This is a genomic window from Frondihabitans sp. Leaf304, assembly GCF_001423105.1.
GTDB lineage: Bacteria > Actinomycetota > Actinomycetes > Actinomycetales > Microbacteriaceae > Frondihabitans.
Window position 1 is genome coordinate 2126692 of record NZ_LMNV01000002.1, and the last position, 17915, is coordinate 2144606.

A 17915-nucleotide genomic window follows, 5' to 3' on the forward strand; every position below is an offset into this window, starting at 1 on the left:
GCCTCTACTTCACCGATCCGGCGGTCAGGCCCCGCACGAAGAACCGCTGCAGCGACAGGAACACGACGAGGGGCACGAGCAGCACGATGAAGGCGCCGGCCGCGACGAGGTTCCAGCCCTGGTTGTACTGGCCGAGGAGGCCGAGGAGCCCCTGCTGGAGCACTGGCGAGCCGTTGCCCAGGAAGATGTAGGCGACGAGGAAGTCGTTCCACACCCAGAGGAACTGGAAGATCGCGAACGAGGCGAGCGCCGGGATCGACATCGGCATGACGAGCCGCCAGAAGATCTGGAAGTGGGAGGCCCCGTCCACGCGAGCGGCCTCGATGAGCGCGTTCGGCAGGGTCGACATGTAGTTGCGCAGGATGAAGATGCACAGCGGCAGCGCGAAGGCGGAGTGGACGATCCAGGCCGCCGGGTAGGTACCCGTGATCTGGATGCCCGTCGCCTGGGTGATCGCCTTGTAGGTCTGCAGCACGGGGATCAGCGCGATCTGCACCGGCACCACGAGGAGTCCGACGATCACGGCGAAGTAGAGCTCTTTGCCACGGAACTCCAAGAAGGTGAAGGCATAGGCGGCGAAGGCGGCGAACATGATCGGGAGGACGGTCGCCGGGATCGCGACCGCGAGGCTGTTCAAGAACTCGCCGCCGAGGCTCTGGCCCGTTCCCGCGCCGGCGCCGTTGAAGGCGTTGACGTAGTTGTCGAAGGTCCAGGCCGAGGTGAACGGCTTGAGGAGCGCACTCCACCAGCCGGTCGTCTGGGCGTCGGTGGTGCTGCGGAAGCTCGTCACGAACAGGCCGATGGCGGGGACCATCCAGAGCACGGCGACGAGACCCAGGATGATCGTCAGCGTGGGGCGCTTCTTGGGGGCGGACGTCTTGGTCATCCGCGCGGCGCGGGTGCCCGTCTTGGTCTTCTGCGTAACGACGGTGGGGACGATCTCGGTCATCGGAGGACCTCCTGCTGACGGTAGGTGCGGACCTGGTAGATGATGACCGGGATGACCGCGATGATGAGGATGACGACGACGGCCGACGCCTTCCCCGGGTTGTTGAACGAGAAGAACTGGTTGTAGAACTCCATGCCCAGCACGTTCGTGTTGAACTGGCCGCTCGTCATCGCGAAGACGATGTCGAAGAGCTTCATGACCGTGATCAGCACCGTGATGAAGACCGCGACGATCGTGGCGCGGATCTGTGGGGCGACCACCCGGAAGAACGCCTGGCGCTCATTGGCGCCGTCGATGCGAGCGGCCTCGATGGTCTCCTCGGGCACGCCCTTGATGGCGGCCGAGAGCAGCACCATCGCGTAGCCGGCGTTGAGCCAGATGACGACGACCATGAGCAGCAGGCTGTTGACGTGGGCGGTGTCGTTCTGCAGCCACGCAACCGGGTCAGCCTTGGTGAGGCCCGTCCAGATGCCGTTCAGCAGACCGACGACGGGCTGACCCGGTGCCGTGTAGTAGTAGACGAACTGCCAGATCGACGAGGCGGCGATCGCGCTGATGGCCATCGGCAGGAAGATGATCGACTTGAACGTCTTCTCACGCTTCGGGCCCATGCGGTCGGCGAGGGTCGCGACGCCGAGACCGATGACGACGGTGATCGCGGGAACGACGATGATCCAGAGCAGGTTGTTGATGAGCGTCTGGATGAACGACGGCGTCGTGAAGAGCGCGACGTAGTTCGACAGTCCGCCGAACGACTGCAAGCCGTACTGGTCGGTCTTCAGAAGGCTCTGATAGACGGTGAGACCCGTCGGAACCAGCAGGAAGACGATGATGAGGAGCAGGACCGGCCCGAGGAACACGTAGGGCAGGAGCCTCGCGTTCCACCTCGTGTTCGTCTTGGCGACGATGAAGTTGAGCCCCAGATAGATGAGGAACGAGACGGCGAGACCGCCGACGACGGATATGAACACGCTGAGGATCTGCACGGGTGACCACCTGACGACGTTGTGAGGGTGCGGAAGAGTGCGGGGGTGAAGGACGACCGGCGATCGCTGTAGGGATGCGATCACCGGCCGTCCGCTGGCGGATCAGCTAGTGGCGGGCCACGAGGCGTCGATCGCCTTCAGAGCGTCGTCGAGGCTCTCCTGACCGGCAGTCCACTGGGTGAGGTTCGTCCACTCGGTTCCGGCGCCGACAGCACCGGGCATCTGGTCGGACGCGTCGAAGCCGAAGACCTTGGAGTCGGCGACAGCCTTCTGGGCGACGGTCTGGAAGGGGCTGTCGTAGGACGCGGTCGGGAAGTCGTTGTGCGCCGAGAGGTAGGCCGACCAGTCTTTCGCGTAGCCGTTCGTGCCGAACTCCTTGCCGACGAGGTACTCGGCGACCTTCTTGATCTGGGGCGTGTTCTTGAAGGCCGACACGAGGTCACCGCCACCGAGTGTGCCGGAGGTAGCGGCGTCAGACGGGGTGGGCAGCGTGAACGCGTTGACGTTCGAGGTGTCACCCTTGGCGATCTCGGCCTGGATGGCCTTCGGGAAGAAGCCGGTGATGAAGGTTCCCTGACGCATCATGAAGCACTGGCCCTTGCCCTTGCCGCCGGAGACGAACAGGTTGTTGCCCGCTGCGCCGAAGTCGGTCGAGGCCATGGCCTTGCCGCCGCCGTTGACCGCGCCGTCGGCGAAGATCATCGACTCGACCTTGGTCGCGGCCTTCTTGACCAGCGGCGAGTCGAACTTCACCTTGTGCGTGATCCAGTCGTTGTACTGGGTCAGTCCGCCGTAGCGGAGCACATACTCTTCGAGCCAGTCGGTCATCGGCCAGCCGTTGGAGCCCTGCGACGCGATGCCGACGCACCACGGGTAGCCGGCGCCGCTCGAGATGATCTTGGCCTGCAGCGCCTGCAGCTCGGCGTCGGTGGTGGGCACCTTGTAGCCGGCCTTCTTGAAGGCGGAGGGGTTGTACCAGACCAGCGACTTCACGTTGATCGAGTAGGGCAGACCGTAGGTCTTGCCGTTGACCTTCGCGATGTCGGGGAGGCCCTGTGCTTCGTCGGCCGTGACGCTCTTGACGTCGACGAGGTCGTCGAGGGGGACCATGCTGTTGCTGATGAGCGACTTGAGCACACCGGGCTGCGGGAAGATCGCGAGGTCGGGAGCCTGCCCGCCCTTGACCTGCGTCACGATGCCGGTCTGGAAGCTGTTGCTGCCGCTGTACTTGACCGTGATGCCCTGGGTCTTGCCCCATTTGGTCAGGTCGGCCTGGAAGGCGGTGGCCTGGGCACCGGTGAAGGCGCCCGAGATGGTGACCGTGTTGCTGCCGGCCGAGCTGCCGCCGCCGCCGGAGCAGCCGCTGAGAGCGAGAGCCGCCGCCGCCGAGAGGGCGACCGCTGACAGGATTTTCTTCTGAAGCCTCATTGCTTCGACCTTTCGTCAATGAAAGTGGTGCAGAACCAAAACGATTTCGCTGGCCGTGACGCTACGCCCCGAACGAGCTTTCCACCAGTCCCGATACGTCACGAAAAGGTAACGGCAGGAGCCGCCACCGATCCGCGCTCCACCAGACGACCGGGAAGACGCTCAACCGAAGCCTGTGCGGGCCCCTCCTGCTGGAACTGACGCACCGAGAGCTCGACGGCGCGACGCCCCATCGCGGCGTGCGGCAGAGCCACCGTCGTGAGCCCGGGGCGAAGGGCGGCCGCGACGATGCGGAGGTCGTCGACGCCGACGATCGAGACGTCGTGGGGAATGGTGATGCCCGGTGCCAGCACGACCTCCTGGTAGACCCCCATCGCCATCTCGTCGTTGAAGGCGAACACGGCGGTCGCCCGGTCGGGGCCCCGCCTGGCCTGGGCGATCGCGAAAGCCCCCGCAGCGGCATCGGCCGGCCCGGGAACGCGCACGATCTCGCACTCGAGCCCCTCGGCCTCCATCACCTGCCGGTAGCCCTCCTCGCGACCACCGACCGCCGGGACGTCCTCCTCGACGGTGAGGTGCAGGATCCTGCGGTGCCCCGCTTCGACCAGATGCCGCGTCGCCAACACGCCGATCCCCACCTCGTCGGGCACCACGGTCGGGCTGGTCGTGCCCGGGTCATAGGCGTCGACCAGCACCGTGCGTGCCGGATCGAGCCGCGCCGGAAGGGTGACCACCCGGTGCGACGACGACGCGAAGATGAGCCCGTCGACCTGCTGGGCGAGAAGAGCATCGATCTGCGCGTCTTCGACAGTGTCGCGGTTGACGTTGATGATCATCAGCATGAGGCCGAGCTCGGCAGCCGCCTCCTGCGCACCGACCAGGATCAGGCCGGCGTACGGCGTCGTCGCGATCTCCTCGCTGACGAAGCCGATCAGATTCGTGCGGCTCGACCGGAGCGCACTCGCGATGCGGTTGGGGGCGTAGCCGAGCTCGGCGGCGATCCGCTGCACCCGGATGCGGGTCTTGTCGCTCACCTTGCCACGGCCGTTCAGAGCGTGCGACACGGTTGTGACCGAGACGCCGGCGGCCTCGGCGACGGACCGGATTCCGAGCTTCTCCTGCCTCATCGCACTGCCTCCCATGGCTGATCCCCACCATCGACGGGCCCTCGCGAGGTGGCGGCGAGCGGCGAACGGTCGAAGTTCGGGGGTGTGTGCACATGAAGATACGCCATTGTGGGTGCAGGAAGGCGCGCACCGCCTCCGGGCCGGCTGCCGAGCGGCGGCTGCCGGATCCTTGGCCCCTGGCCCTAGCTCGTCTTCTGCAACCAGGCGAGAACGGCCAGAACCCGCCGGTGCGCGGTGCCCGAATCGTCGAGCCCGAGCTTCTGAAAGATCGCCGTCGTGTGCTTCTCGACCGAGGCGACCGCGAGGTGGAGCCCCGAGGCGATGCCCTGATTGGTGCGGCCCTCCGCCATGAGCGAGAGCACCTCGATCTCGCGGGGAGTGAGCCTCGACAGCGGATCGTGCCGACGTGCCAGCAGGTCGCGGACGATCTGCTCGTCGATCACGGTGCCGCCGCCGACGATGCGTTCGACGGCGTCTTGCAGCTCGTCGAGCGACGAGACGCGGTCCTTCAAGAGATAGCCGACACCGGAGGCGCCGGTGTCGAGCAGGTCGGCGGCGTACTCGGCCTCGGCGTACTGGCTCAGCAGCAGCACGCCGACCGCGGGATGCGAGGCCTTGATCGCGACACCGGCGCGCACCCCCTCGTCGCGGAACGTCGGCGGCATCCGGATGTCGAGCACGGCGAGATCGGGGCGCACCTCGTCGAGACCCGCCATCAGCGAGTCGGCGTCGCCGTACGTGCCGACGACGTCGAACCCCGCCTCCTGGAAGAGGCGCGCGACGCCCTCGCGGAGCAGGACAGAGTCGTCGGCGAGAACGACGCGGACGGCGGAGGGGCTCATCCGATCAGCGTACGGGCGGGCGGGGTGCGGGCGGGGTCGAGCCGGTCGGGGCTGAGCCTGCCGGAGCTGCGCCTGCAAGGGCCGAGCCGGCAAGCGGCAGGGCCGCGGTGATGCGGGTCGGGCCGCCCGCCGGGCTGTCGACGGCGAGCGATCCGCGGAGGCCGGTCAGCCGCGCGGCCAGCCCGCTGAGCCCATGACCGAGCGTCTCGGTCGCCCCGCCCCGACCGTTGTCGATCACCTCGACGACGAGCGTGCGCCGGCGCCGGGGCAGCAGCGCGCCGGTCACCTCGGTGCGGATGGCCACCGAAGCCGCCGTCGCCCCGGAGTGCTTGGCCACGTTCGAGAGCAACTCCGACACCACAAAGTAGACGCTGCGTTCGATCGGCCCGACCGAGGCCTCGTCGTCCGGCACGTCGAGCGCCGTCGTCGTCGGCACCGGGTTGCGCGACGCGAGCGAGCGAACCGCCGAGACGAGGCCGCGATCCTGCAGCAGCGGCGGTGCCATCCCCCTCGACAGGTCGCGGAGCTCCTGCAGCGTGTCTTTGGTGAGCGCGAGCGCTCCCTCGAGGAGCGGCCGCACCGTCTCGTCGTCGTCTTTCAGGGCGCGCAGCGAACTCGACAGGTCGTACTGCACCCTCAACAGGCTCTGCTGCGGGCCGTCGTGGATGTCGCGTTCGAGCCGGCGCAGAGCGTCGTCTTCGGCGAGGAGGGCCGACACCCGAGACACCTCGCTGTCGGCAATTTCGCGCCGCAGCACCGCCGAGCTGCTCTCGCCGAGCAGCAGCCGGGCCGCCCCCTCGTGGATGCGCACCAGACCGTGAACGACAAGCGGCAGAACGACGAGCAGGATCCCGCCCACCGCCGCATAGAAGACGCTCTCGCCGGCGAGAAGCCCCTCCCTGGTGCTCTCCGGCAGATACCCCGGGATCGCCCGGAGCACCGTCACATGCACCCACGTCTCACCGGGCTCGGCCGGCAGATAGCGACCCCAGAACCAGTACGTCACGCCGCCGACCGAGAGGGCGAGCCAGGCGACCGCGACGATCCACGTCACGAGCCCGAGCACGAACGCGACGAGCAGGCCGTGCACCCACGCGCCCCAGGTGCGGGCATCCGCGACGATGTCGACGAAGCGCCGCCACAGCGAACCGCGAGCTCGTCGCACCGGCCAGTCGGGCGCCTCGATGGGAGGCCGGCCGGCCCGCCTCAGGCGGAGCAGCTCGAAGGATCCGAATCGCTGCGCGAGCAGGAGCGTCGCGGCCAGAATCGGAAACCCGACCCAGAAGATCGCCGTCGAGACTCCCACCACGAACCCGGTCAGCAGCGCCACGAAGCTCACGATGCCAATCGGCAGCGACACCAGCAGGTAGCCGAGGGCGCGCGGCAGGTCGCGCCACCGGCGGAGGTATCGCCGGAGGGGGCCCGCGGGGCGCTGGGGGTCGGTCACGCTGCCATTCTCGCGGGTGCCGGTGCGGTTACCGCGGCCGCTGCTTGTGCGCCTGCCGCTGCCGGGGCGGTCCGTGGTGGCTTCGGCGGCCGCGGTGCTGCGACTCTCGGCCAGGGCCGCGGTCACAGGGTTCCGCTGCGGCTGGGCTCGAGAGCGATCGGGGCTGGTCGCACGGCGGGCGCTCGTGGCACCTGCCGGGCTCGACGCGCCTCGGTCGCGCGAGCGACGCGACGCGAGACGGCGTCGACCACGAAGCCGATACCCAGCGCCGCTACGGCCGCGACCGCGGCACCGAGAAGGGGCTGCTCGTGCAACCACGCACCGGCGAGGATCCCGATGCCGATCGAGTACCCGGCCCAGAGGGCGCCCGAGATCGCGCTCAGCACCATGAACCGACGCCGCGAGAATCCACTCGACCCCGCCAACACGTTGACCGCCACCCGTCCGATCGGCACGAACCGGGCGGTGAGGATCGTCGACGCGGAACGCTCCCGCAAGGTGACCCGCACCCGTGCCAGCAGCCGGGCCATACGGGGCCGACGCGTGAACCCGAACCGATCGATGCCGAGGCGCCGGCCGAGCCAGAACGCGATGTTGTCGCCGACGAACGATCCGGCCGCCGCGGCGAGGAGCACGAGCCACGGGTTCGGGGCACCGGTCGCGAAGCCGATCGACGCCAGCGCGACCACCAGGGTCTCGCTCGGAACCGGCGGGAAGAAGCCGTCGATGGCCACCAGCACGAAGAGGGCGAGCAGGATCAGCGGCGAGGCTGCTCCGGCGAGAAGAAGAGAGGTGAGGGCGTCCACGTCGGATCCGATCTGTTGGTTTTCACGACACCGACGACGCTACGGACGCCCCCGCGAGCGCACGACGGGGCTGCCCGCCCGGTTCGAGTAGGGGTAGCCCTACCTCGGCGGGAGGTCGAGCGGCGGCGGCCGGATCCTTGGCCCCTCGGTGCACCGGGCCGAGAGCCGAACGCCGGCGTCCCCCGGGAGTCCCCCTCATGACCGACACCCGCCTTGGGGGCTGCGCAGGAGCGCTCACTTTGGTTGGATCAGACCAAGAGAACGCGGGTGGTGGGACACCCGGGATCTCGCAGTGGGCCGCGTGGCGCGGCTGAGCTCACGACGTCGGAATTCGGGCCGACGTCGGGGCTCAGTCGCGCCGTACGCCTCGCCTCACGGGCGACCGGCCTCGAGCCACCTCGACGCCGACCGGATCGGCACCCTGCTTCAGGCGGTTCGCCGAGGCACGGCCCGCCCGCTGACCGCGAGCCCCAGCACCGCTACGGCCGCTGCCACCGCGAAACACGCCACGAACGCGGCCGGCTCACTCGACCCGCCGAGCAGTCCGAACACGGCGCCGTTCAGGCCCAGCACCACTGCGGCCCCGGCCGAGTCGGCGATCGTGAGGGCGCTGCTGTTGAAGCCCCGCTCGTCGTCGTGCGAATACCGCAGCACCAGCACCGAGAAGCGCGGATAGACGAACCCCATGCCGAAGCCGGTGATCGTCCAGCCCACCACGATCACAGCCGGGGTGAGATGCCAGAGGGGTGTTGCAACCGCTGAAAGCACTCCGGCGACGATCAGCACCAGGCCGAGGCGGATCCCCGTCCGCTGAGACACCCGCTCGCCGAGCCTGCCGACCAACCAGCTCGCGAACGCCCAGCTCACGGCACCGAGGGTCAGCGTGATGCCCGACGCGGCCGGCGAGAAGCCGTACTGCGCGCTCAGCAGATACGGGATGAACACGTCGCCCCCGAGGAACGCCGCACCGGCCAGCCCCCGCAGCAGCACGAGCGTCGGCACCCCGGCGCGGGCCCCGAGCGTGCCCTTCGGCAGCAGCGGCCGCAGCGCCACGGCGAGCACCACGACTGCGGCGATCGTCACGAGGCCAGCCACCACGGGCGGCACCTCCGACAAGAGGTTGAGGCCGACGACGGCGACCGCCGCGGCAACGGACCACAGGATCCGGGAGACGCTCCACGCCACCGGCTCCCCCGCCGGCCCCACCACTCCCTTCAGGGTCGGCACCACCATGCAGAATGCCGGCACCGAGGCCAGCAACGCCCCGAGGAACACCCAGTGCCAGCCCACCGTCTCGGTCAGGGTGCCCGCGATCACCGGGCCGACCAGCCCCGGAATCACCCACGCCGCAGCGAACCCCGCGAACACCGACGCGTGCAGGCGCTCCGGAAAGACGCGCGACACGAGCACGTACAAACCGACGATCACCGCGCCCGAGCCGAGCCCCTGCACGAGGCGACCCAGCAGCAGAACGAGCATGGTCGGTGCGAGCCCCACGACCAGCAGGCCGGCACCGAAGAGCAACGTGGACGTGATCACGACCCGGCGCGGTCCGGCGCGGTCGGCCCAGTTGCCGGCGACGACCATGCCGACGAGGCTGGTGGCGAGCGGCGCCGCGAAGGCGAGGGAGTAGAGGCTTTCGCCGTTCAGCTCGCGGCTGACTGTCGGCATCACGGTGGTGACGGCAAGTGCCTCGAAGGCCGCGATGCCGATCAGGGCGCACATGCCGAGGGTGGCCAGGAGGTATTGCCTGCTGAAGACGCCGGGCTCGCGCGGGGGCGACTCGACGGCTTCTGTGCTCACGGGTTCAGCCTACGGCGGAGGTGGGGCGCTCGTTCGGTTCGGCAATTCAGGCCATAGCCGCGCACCGCCGTTGAGCGCCCCGAGGCCGCGGGGCTCCGCCTCGGCGGGCTGCTTATGGCCTGAATTGCCGACACCCGCGCGCGGCCCGGGTTGCCGCCACCCGCGCGCGGCACGGGTTGCCGACAGGGCAGCGTGGCCCGAGTCGCCCATACGGCCGCGCGGCCCGCCCCGCCGCGCGGCCGCAGAGAGCCCTACTGGTCGCCGACCTTCTTGTCGGCCTCGTCGCGCGCCTTCTGGATCTTGTCGGTGTGCTTGCCGCCGGTGGCCCTGTCGGCCGCGCCTGCCACGGCGTCGAGCAGCTTGTCACTGACCCCTTCGGCCTTCTCGTTCGTGAGCGCGCCCTTGACCTTGTCGTTGTTCAAGAACTGCTGCGCCTTCTTCGCGATGTCGTCGAATCCCGCCATGATGCCCTCCCGAGCGTTGCTCCGAGCGATCTGCCCGCAGTTTGTCGACACGGTAGACCACCCCGCCCGCCCGGGTCCTCCCAGCCGACCCTCAGTAAGCTGAGAGCCCGACCTGGAGGGGAGTTCCATGGCCGCCAAGCTCCGCACGTACGCACCCATCGCGATGCCTGTACTCGCACTGATCGCCGTCGTCGCGACGTACCACCGCTATCTGTCGACTGGGGTGGCGATTCTCGTCGGCGCGATCCTGATTGGCGCCGTGCTCTCGGCGGTGCACCACGCCGAGGTCGTCGCCCACCGCGTCGGCGAACCGCTGGGCTCGATTGTGCTCGCTGTCGCCGTGACCGTGATCGAGGTCGGCCTCATCATCACGCTGATGCTCGCGGGCGGCAGCGGTACCGAGACCCTCGCTCGCGACACCGCCTTCGCCGCCGTGATGATCACCTGCAATGGCATCGTGGGCCTCTCGCTGTTCCTCGGCTCGCTGAAGCACGGTCTGCCGCGGTTCAACCGCGAGGGCACCGGCGCGGCGCTCAGCGTCGTGGCGACCCTCGCCGGCGCGGCCCTCGTGCTGCCCGCGTTCACCACCGGAGCCTCGGGCGGCCGGTTCACCGGCGTCCAGCTGGCGTTCGTCGCCGTCATCGCCCTGGCGCTGTGGCTTGCGTTCGTGTCGACGCAGACCGGCCGTCACCGCGACTTCTTCCTGCCGATCAAGCCGCCGTCCGATGCCCGCCTTGATTCCACCGACTCGGGCGACCACGCCGATCCGCCGACGAACCGGGCCACGATCGTCAGCCTCGTGCTCCTGGTCGTGTCGCTGCTCTCCGTCGTTCAGCTGGGCCATGCCGTGCAGCCGAACATCGAGTCGGGCCTCGCCGCCGCCGGAATCCCCAGCACCTTCGTCGGTGTCGTGATCGCGTTCATCGTGCTGCTGCCCGAGGGCATCGCCGCCTCGCGCGCCGCCCTCGGCAACCGCCTCCAGACGAGCCTCAACCTCGGCTACGGGTCAGCCATCGCCAGCATCGGCCTCACGATCCCCGCGATCGCGGTGGCCAGCATCTGGCTCGACGGCCCGCTGGTGCTCGGCCTCGGCCCGGTCCAGCTCGTGCTCCTCGCCCTGACTCTGCTCGTGAGCGTGCTCACCGTCGCCCCTGGCCGGTCGACCCGGCTGCAGGGCATCATCCACCTGATCATCCTGGCCGCGTTCGTCTTCCTGGCCATCAGCCCGTAAGCGGCGGGTTCTTGAAGACCCTAAGAGCGCAGGATCCGGCGGCCCCCACTGCGAGCCGCCGGATCCTGCGCTTCTGTCGTCGCTAGCCCGCGGCGCCTGCTAGACCCGCGCCCCGAGCTCGAATTCGGCCAGCAAACCCGCCATCGGCTTGAGCGGCGGCGTGGCATACTCGCCGCGCTTGCCGGTCGCGAGTCGGAGCCGCACGAGCGACTCGGCGAAGACGGTCGCGGCCGAAACCCCGTCGACCACCGGAGCGCCGATCTCGTCGGAGAGACGGTGGCAGAGGTCGGCCATCCCGGCGCAGCCGAGCACGACGGCGTCGGCCCCGAGCGCCAGCACCTCGCGGCACTCGGCGACGACCTTCCCGTACGCGTCGGAGGCGGGGTCGTCGAGCTCGAGCACCGGGATCTCGCAGGCCCGGACGGCGACGCACACGTCGGCGAAGCCGTAGCGCAGGACGAGCTCGTGAGCGCGGCCGGTCGTGCGACCGAGGGTCGTGACGATGCCGAACGTGCGCCCGAGCATCGCCGCAGCGTGCATCGCGGCCTCGGCGATTCCGAGCACGGGGCCCGACGCGATCTCGCGCGCCGCGTCCAGGCCCGGGTCGCCGAAGCATGCGACGACGAAGGCATCCACGCCGCCGGCCTCCCCCTCGCGCACCTGCTCGAGCAGGCCCGGCACGGCGAGCGACTCCTCGTAGTGGCTCTCGACCGACGCGGGACCCATGCTCGGATTCACCGCCTCGACCAGGGTGGAGGGGCCGGCCACCTCGCGGGCGCACCGGCCGATCGACTCGGTCATGCTCGCGGTGGTGTTGGGATTGACGACGCGAATCAGCATCAGATGGCCTCCTCCAGCGTGCCGTCGTTGACGGTCTCGTCGGTGGCGGAGAGCTCGGGCATCCGGGGCGTCAGCGTCTCGAAGAGCCAGAACAGGGCGAGGCCGAGAGCACAGCCGATGAACCAGCCGTAGTTGCCGAGCCAGGTGAAGTCGGGGCCGCCGAGATCCTTGACGATGGTCGGCACGAGCGCCGCGGCGACCGAGATGCCTCCGGCGATGACCATGGTCCAGACGGCGTTGGGGTTGAAGCCGCGCTTGAACCAGTACCGGCCGGTCGGCTCCATCGAGAAGAGGTCGTCGACCGCTACGCGCTGCTTGCCGACGAGGTAGTAACCGGCGATCAGGAGGCCGAACAGCGGGCCGATGAGAGCGCCGAGCACGCCCAGCGTGTACTGGATGGCCTGGGGGTTGCCGTACCAGTTCCACGGCGTGAGGAGCACGGAGCCGACAGCCGCAATCATGCCGCCCATGCGCCACGAGATCTTTCGCGGCGCCACGTTCGAGAAGTCGAAGGCCGGCGAGATGAAGTTCGCGACGATGTTGATGCCGACCGTCGCGGTGACGAACGTGAGCCCGCCGAGGAGGATCGCGAACGGGGCGCCGATCGCCTGCACCGTCTCGATCGGGTCGGTGATGAGCCGGCCGAAGACCGGCACGGTCGCCGAAGCACAGAGCACCGTGAGGATCGAAAAGAACAGGAAGTTGACCGGGAGCCCCAGGAAGTTGCCGCGCTTGACCGCTGTGAAGGTCTTGCCGTAGCGCGAGAAGTCGCCGAAGTTGAGCATCGGGCCCGAGAAGTAGCTGACCACGATCGCCACGGCCGAGATCATCACCGGGATCGCTGCGCTCAGCGACAACGGCTCGCCGACCGACAGGTTCAGGCTGATATTGCCCCAGCCAGCCTTCGCCACGAGGTAGATCGCCAGCGCGATCATGATCACGTAGACGGCGGGGCCGGCGAAGTCGATGAACTTGCGGATCGTCTCCATTCCGCGCCAGAACAGCGCCGCCTGGGCGACCCAGAGGATCGCGTACGAGATCCAGCCGAGAGCGTTCAGCCCGAGGAACGAATGGTCGAGAAGCGCCGCCGACGACGGGACGAACTTCAAGAAGATGATGTTGAGCGACTGCGCGGCGAGAAACGTCTGCACGCCGTACCAGGCCATCGCTATCAGCCCGCGGATGATGGCGGGGATGTTCGCCCCGAGCACGCCGAACACCGCACGGTTGATCACCGGGAACGGCACGCCGGTCTTCTGGCTCGGCTTCGCCACGAGGTTCGTGAAGACCATGACGATGAGGATCCCGACGACCAGCGAGATCAGCACCTGCCAGCTCGCGATACCGAGGGCGAACAGGCTTCCGGCCGTGACATAGCCGCCGACCGAGTGGACGTCCGACATCCAGAAGGCGAAGAAGTTGTAGCCGCCCCAGGTCTGCTTGCGGAGGGGAGCGAGGTCTTCGTTGGTGAGGCGGGGGTCGTACTCGGGCTTGACGAGGCCGCTGCCCGCCGGGTGACCGGCGGCTTCGACGACGTCGTGGGGGCCGGTGAGCGGGGGCTGCGTGCCCGGCTGCTGGCTTACCTTCGTGCCCGCCTGGTGGCTTGCCTGCGCGTTCGCCTGCTCGCGCGGATCGGCGGACGTGGTGGGTGGAACGACGTTCGTTGCCAAAGCAACCTCCTGTGCGGCTGGTACCCTTCGAGGGCGGAAGAGACGTGCTGGTGATCCCGATGCTCGGCACCGGCAGGCGCTTAAGCTCCTTCGAAAATGAACCTATTGCTTCACTTTTTCGCCCTCGTTTCTTCTTTGTAACAAGCGTGTGACAGCAACTGCTTCACACCCTCTCGACCCAAGGGGGAGCATGACCGACGAGATGTCGTCCGTCGGCCAGCTCGATGCCGAGGCCCTCGGCGCACGGCTCCGGGTGCTGCGAAAGGGTGCGGGGCTGACCCTCCGGGAGCTCGCCGACGCCCTCGACATCTCGGCGAGCGCCGTCTCGCAGATCGAACGCGGCGTCAGGCGACCGTCCGTGAGCCGGCTGCTCGCTATCGTGCAGGTTCTCGGCCGACCGCTAGCAGACGTGTTCGACGAGACCGGGGAGCCTGAGGCTGGGGCTGCGCCGTCGGATCCTTCGGGGTATGTGCTCGCCCGCTCCGGCGCCTCGAAACCGGTGACGCTCGGCACCGGCGTGGTGTTCCGTCGACTGTCGCCCGCGACCACCACGGGCGTCGACTTCTTCGAGTCGACGTACCCGGCGGGGTCGGTCGCGACCGACCTCGACACGCTCATCACGCACGAGGGCTACGAAGTCGGCACGGTCACGGCCGGCGAGCTGACGATCGATTTCCCCGACGAGCGGGTGGTGCTGCGCGCGGGCGACTCGATCACGTTCCCATGCGCGCTGCCCCACCGGATGGGCAACACCGGCACGGTCGACGCTGTCGCCACCTGGCTGATCGTCCACTCGTAGCGGCCGTTTCTCGCCGGGCTCAGGCGCGGGTGGTTTCGTGGGGGCATGCGATACGTGATCATCGGCGCGGGTGCCATCGGCGGAGTCCTCGGCGTGCGGCTCGCGCAGCACGGGTCGCCCCACGAGCCCCTGCTCATCGCGAGAGGGGAGCACGGCGCGCTCATCGCGGCCGATGGGTTGCGGATCCGCTCGCCCGAGAGCGACGTCGTCGTGCGAGTGCCGGTGGCGGCCTCGCCCGGTGAAGTACGCCTGGAGGCCGACGACGTGCTCGTGGTCGCAACCAAGACGCAGTCGCTCGACGAGGCACTGCGCGACTGGGTCGATCGGCCCGTCTACTCGGGCGACGCAGTGGCCGGAACCGCCGGCTCGACCCTGCCCGTGCTGGTCGCCCTCAACGGACTCGAAGGCGAACGCATCGCCTCCCGCTACTTCGATCGCGTCTTCGGGGTGTGCGTGTGGCTGCCGGGCGTGCACCTCGTGCCAGGAGAGGTGCTGGTCCGCATCGCGCCGTCGAGCGGCACCTTCATCATCGGGCGGTTCGGCGCAGTGGCATCCAACGCTGACCTCGACCTCCTGGCGACCCTCGAGGCCGACTGGGAGGCGGCCAGCTTCCGCGTCTTCATCGACGACGACGTGATGCGCTGGAAGCACCGCAAGCTCCTGTCGAACCTCGGCAACGCCGTCCAGGCGATTCTCGGTCCGTCCGATCCGTCGGCCGGCGCCATCCACGGCGCCCTCGAGGCCGAGGCCGTCGAGCTCTACCACTCGCTCGGCATCTCGTGGCCGTCCGACGCCGCAGAAGCCGAGCGGCGCGGCAACGCCTTCGACATCCGGCCGGTGCCGGGCGCACCCGATGAGCTTGGCGGCTCGTCGTGGCAGTCCGTCCAGCGCGGCGGATCCATCGAGACCGACTACCTGAACGGCGAGATCGCGCTGCTCGCGCGGCTCCACGGGCGCACGGCGCCGCTGAACGCCGAGGTGCAGCGGTTGGCGCGGGTGGGGCCCGAGGCCTCGGGCGAGCTGCGGCGGCTCTTCGCCGAGGTGGGCTGACCGGGCTGCTGGCTGGCTGGTCGCGATGCTCCGGCTGCTGCGGCCGCTCGGGCTTGCTCCGGCTGCTCCGGGCCGCTGGGGGTTGCGCCGGCTGCTCCTGGTTGCTCCTGGTTGCTCGGGCTGCTCCTGGTGCTCGCGCAGCTAAAGTTCGCTCGCGCTGCTCCGGGCCGCTCGGGCTTGCTCCGCTCCGCCGGTTCGGCAATTCAGGCCATAAGCGTCCCGGCCGGGATCACGCCGCGCCCCGTCCAGCCGCCCGCCCACCCGGCGCGGCTATGGCCTGATTTGCCGACGCGACCGAGCGGCCCCGGGGCCCCGGGCGCGGGCGCCAGCCCGGCATGCCCTCCCCTAAGACCCCGGCGACTCCTGCGCCGCAGCGACGATCCCCCGCAGCCGACCCAGGTAGTACCGCTGAGGCCAGGTCCGCACCACGCCCGGCACCCGCGGATACACGACCCCCACACCACGCCAGAGCAGATCGGCCCGGCGCTCACGCCGGGCCGACCACGGCAACCCGAACTCGGCCCGCACCCTCGGCGGCAGAAGACCCGCGGTCACGAAACGTACCAGCGGCATCACCCGTCTTACCCACCACGGCGCCTCGCTGGCCCGCCAGAGCGCCTCGGCCTGCTCCCGCACCGTGCCATCGACCTCGAGCCGCGCGCAGGAGTCGTCCCAGTAGCGCCGAAACGCCGCGCGACTCTCCGGCCACATGCCCGGCGGTACGTCGAGCGCGGTGCCGAGTGCCGCGTAGCGCTCGTAGAGGCGGTCAGCCTCCGCCTCGGGCAGATGCCCCAGCACGCGCGCATGCACCCGCATCGCCGTGTCGTACAGCGTCGCCGCAACCCACAACTGCGCCTCCGGATCGCGCGCGTCGTACTCCACGCCCTCATCCGTCCCCTTCACCGGCGTGTGCATGCGGCTGACGAACCCGGCGGCCGCCTCGCGGTCGGCCTCAGTACCCGCCATCACCGCATACACGTACATAAGCGTGCCGTGCAGCCTCCCCATCGGATTGCGCGCGAAGTCACTGTGCCGAGCGACACCGTGCCCGACATCGGGTCGCGCCAGCTGCAGCAGAATCGCGCGGCCCGCACCCAACAGGAGCACGGCCTCGCTCACAGGATCGATACGGACCATGGCCGCACGCTACCGCCTACTTCTTGAGCGTCACCAACGCGGTGGCGTACGACGCGAACCACTGGCCGGCCGCGGGGCCTCCGTTGCAGGTGCCGTCGCTGGATCCTGGGGTTTTGACCCAGAGAAGGGCATCAAGACTCGAGGATCCGGCGGTCACGTGCGGGTCCTGACCGAGACCCGCACCCGGCGCGTTGCACCACGTCCCCCTGTAGCCTCGGCCGTTGCGCGACACGTCGATGACGTAATGCGAATCGCCCGTCAGCGCGCTGATCTGGTCGGCGTAGGCGCGCTCGCTCGTGACATCGACGTAGTTGGCGACGTTCGTGTAGAAGCCGCGGGCGGAGGCAATTCCGGCCTTGGTCAGCAGGCCGGCCATGACGCTGGGAGCCAGCCACCGCGAATTGCCGCCGTCGAGGTACGCCGGCACGCCGTTTGCCGCGAACTGCTCCGCCGCCGACTTGAGCTGGGCGACGCGCTCCTCGCCGACCGCGGCACACGTCGTGGCGTGCCCGAGCGAATCGGGCTCGATCAGCACGACGGCGTGGTGGCCCTTCAGAGTGGTTGCGATGGTGGTGTTCCACTCGGCGTAGGCGCTCGGCGAGAGGCCTCCGGCGGAGTAGCCGCCGCAGTCGCGCCCGGGAATCGCGTAGGTGACGAACACGGCCGTCTTGCCTGCCGCATCGGCCGCCCGTGCATTCTTCAGGACGTAGGCGGCCAATTTGTCGCCGGTGTACCAGTCGCCCAGCCAGATGGCGACGGGACGCCGGGCGATGTACGCGGCCGATGCGGCGTCGGCCGAGTTGCCCGCCGCTCGGAGCTCGGCGGCACGCTTCGCGGCCACGCTGTCGACCTGGTTGTAGAGGCCTCCCTCGAAGACGACGGTGTTCGGCGCGGTCTGGATGCTGGTGGCGGCGTTCGCCGGGGTGGCGGCCACGGCGAGAAGCGCGAGTGCGATGAGAGCGGCGATCAGGCGTGGCATGGGGATCCGCATCGTGTAAAGGCCAAGTTGGTGAGCTCACCTCAGCACTATGCGAGGGGGCCGGGTAGCCGCACTTCGGGGGACCGCGCGCCGTGGGCCTTGGCCCTGCCACGCCCCATCGCCCCTCGCGGCCCCTCGTCTCGTCGGCCCCGCGACACACCGCCCCGCCACCGCCCCACGGCACCTCGCGCCTTGCGCCTCGCGCCTCGCGCCTCGCGTCCGTTGTCCGCCCCGCGGCACCTCAGCCCTCACCCCCGTCGTCGGCAAATCAGGCCACATGCGGCGTGCCGCTCTCACACCCCCGCAGGCCTGGGCCCGCCTCCGCAGCGGCGCGCTTATGGCCTGATTTGCCAACGG

At 69.3% G+C, this 17915-nt stretch carries 16 protein-coding genes; 3 read left to right on the top strand and 13 right to left on the bottom strand.

The genetic code is table 11. The annotated features are described in order from the left end of the window. Window positions 1-4 precede the first annotated feature (4 nt). The 9 genes from ASF54_RS09650 to ASF54_RS09690 form a co-directional block, all read right to left on the bottom strand. Window positions 5-949, bottom strand: coding sequence for a carbohydrate ABC transporter permease (locus ASF54_RS09650; RefSeq protein ID WP_084816076.1), 945 nt, complete (start codon window positions 947-949; stop codon window positions 5-7). Next, window positions 946-1935 (bottom strand): carbohydrate ABC transporter permease, encoded by a 990-nt coding sequence (locus ASF54_RS09655; RefSeq protein WP_055961380.1) that lies wholly within the window; start codon window positions 1933-1935, stop codon window positions 946-948. The genes ASF54_RS09650 and ASF54_RS09655 overlap by 4 nt, the downstream gene beginning before the upstream one ends. Before the next feature lie 102 nt (window positions 1936-2037). Beyond that, the gene (locus ASF54_RS09660; RefSeq protein WP_055961382.1) at window positions 2038-3363 is read right to left on the bottom strand and encodes an ABC transporter substrate-binding protein; all 1326 of its coding nucleotides are present in this window, start codon (window positions 3361-3363) and stop codon (window positions 2038-2040) included. A gap of 98 nt (window positions 3364-3461) precedes the next feature. Beyond that, window positions 3462-4490, bottom strand: coding sequence for a LacI family DNA-binding transcriptional regulator (locus ASF54_RS09665; RefSeq protein WP_055961385.1), 1029 nt, complete (start codon window positions 4488-4490; stop codon window positions 3462-3464). A gap of 182 nt (window positions 4491-4672) precedes the next feature. Then, complete coding sequence (locus tag ASF54_RS09670) at window positions 4673-5332, bottom strand: response regulator transcription factor (protein ID WP_055961388.1); 660 nt, start codon at window positions 5330-5332, stop codon at window positions 4673-4675. A gap of 4 nt (window positions 5333-5336) precedes the next feature. Next, window positions 5337-6779 (bottom strand): sensor histidine kinase, encoded by a 1443-nt coding sequence (locus tag ASF54_RS09675; protein ID WP_162237117.1) that lies wholly within the window; start codon window positions 6777-6779, stop codon window positions 5337-5339. Window positions 6780-6901: 122 nt separating this feature from the next. Next, a complete protein-coding gene (locus ASF54_RS09680; protein ID WP_055961394.1) occupies window positions 6902-7585 on the bottom strand; it encodes a DedA family protein in 684 nt (227 codons plus the stop codon). 426 nt (window positions 7586-8011) lie between these two features. Continuing rightward, window positions 8012-9388, bottom strand: coding sequence for an MFS transporter (locus tag ASF54_RS09685; RefSeq protein ID WP_055961397.1), 1377 nt, complete (start codon window positions 9386-9388; stop codon window positions 8012-8014). A 251-nt stretch (window positions 9389-9639) separates the two neighbouring features. Next, window positions 9640-9852, bottom strand: a complete 213-nt coding sequence (locus tag ASF54_RS09690) for an Rv0909 family putative TA system antitoxin (RefSeq protein WP_055962408.1) — start codon at window positions 9850-9852, stop codon at window positions 9640-9642. A gap of 127 nt (window positions 9853-9979) precedes the next feature. Between ASF54_RS09690 and ASF54_RS09695 the strand changes: the two genes are divergently transcribed. Beyond that, window positions 9980-11083: a calcium:proton antiporter gene (locus ASF54_RS09695; RefSeq protein WP_055961398.1), complete on the top strand. Its 1104-nt coding sequence runs from the start codon at window positions 9980-9982 to the stop codon at window positions 11081-11083. Between the two features lie 99 nt (window positions 11084-11182). Here ASF54_RS09695 and ASF54_RS09700 read toward each other — a convergent pair whose 3' ends face one another. Then, window positions 11183-11923, bottom strand: coding sequence for an aspartate/glutamate racemase family protein (locus tag ASF54_RS09700; RefSeq protein WP_055961401.1), 741 nt, complete (start codon window positions 11921-11923; stop codon window positions 11183-11185). Further along, complete coding sequence (locus tag ASF54_RS09705; RefSeq protein ID WP_084816079.1) at window positions 11923-13593, bottom strand: NCS1 family nucleobase:cation symporter-1; 1671 nt, start codon at window positions 13591-13593, stop codon at window positions 11923-11925. Before ASF54_RS09705 ends, ASF54_RS09700 begins: the two co-directional genes overlap by 1 nt. A gap of 190 nt (window positions 13594-13783) precedes the next feature. Between ASF54_RS09705 and ASF54_RS09710 the strand changes: the two genes are divergently transcribed. Both ASF54_RS09710 and ASF54_RS09715 read left to right on the top strand, forming a co-directional pair. Beyond that, window positions 13784-14392, top strand: coding sequence for a helix-turn-helix domain-containing protein (locus ASF54_RS09710; protein ID WP_055961404.1), 609 nt, complete (start codon window positions 13784-13786; stop codon window positions 14390-14392). A gap of 45 nt (window positions 14393-14437) precedes the next feature. After that, entirely contained in the window at window positions 14438-15442 is a 1005-nt protein-coding gene (locus ASF54_RS09715) for a ketopantoate reductase family protein (protein ID WP_055961407.1), read from the top strand. Window positions 15443-15787: 345 nt separating this feature from the next. Here ASF54_RS09715 and ASF54_RS09720 read toward each other — a convergent pair whose 3' ends face one another. Both ASF54_RS09720 and ASF54_RS09725 read right to left on the bottom strand, forming a co-directional pair. After that, the gene (locus ASF54_RS09720; RefSeq protein WP_055961410.1) at window positions 15788-16579 is read right to left on the bottom strand and encodes an oxygenase MpaB family protein; all 792 of its coding nucleotides are present in this window, start codon (window positions 16577-16579) and stop codon (window positions 15788-15790) included. A gap of 16 nt (window positions 16580-16595) precedes the next feature. Next, window positions 16596-17558, bottom strand: a complete 963-nt coding sequence (locus tag ASF54_RS09725) for a glycoside hydrolase family 6 protein (RefSeq protein WP_055961412.1) — start codon at window positions 17556-17558, stop codon at window positions 16596-16598. Window positions 17559-17915: the final 357 nt, after the last annotated feature.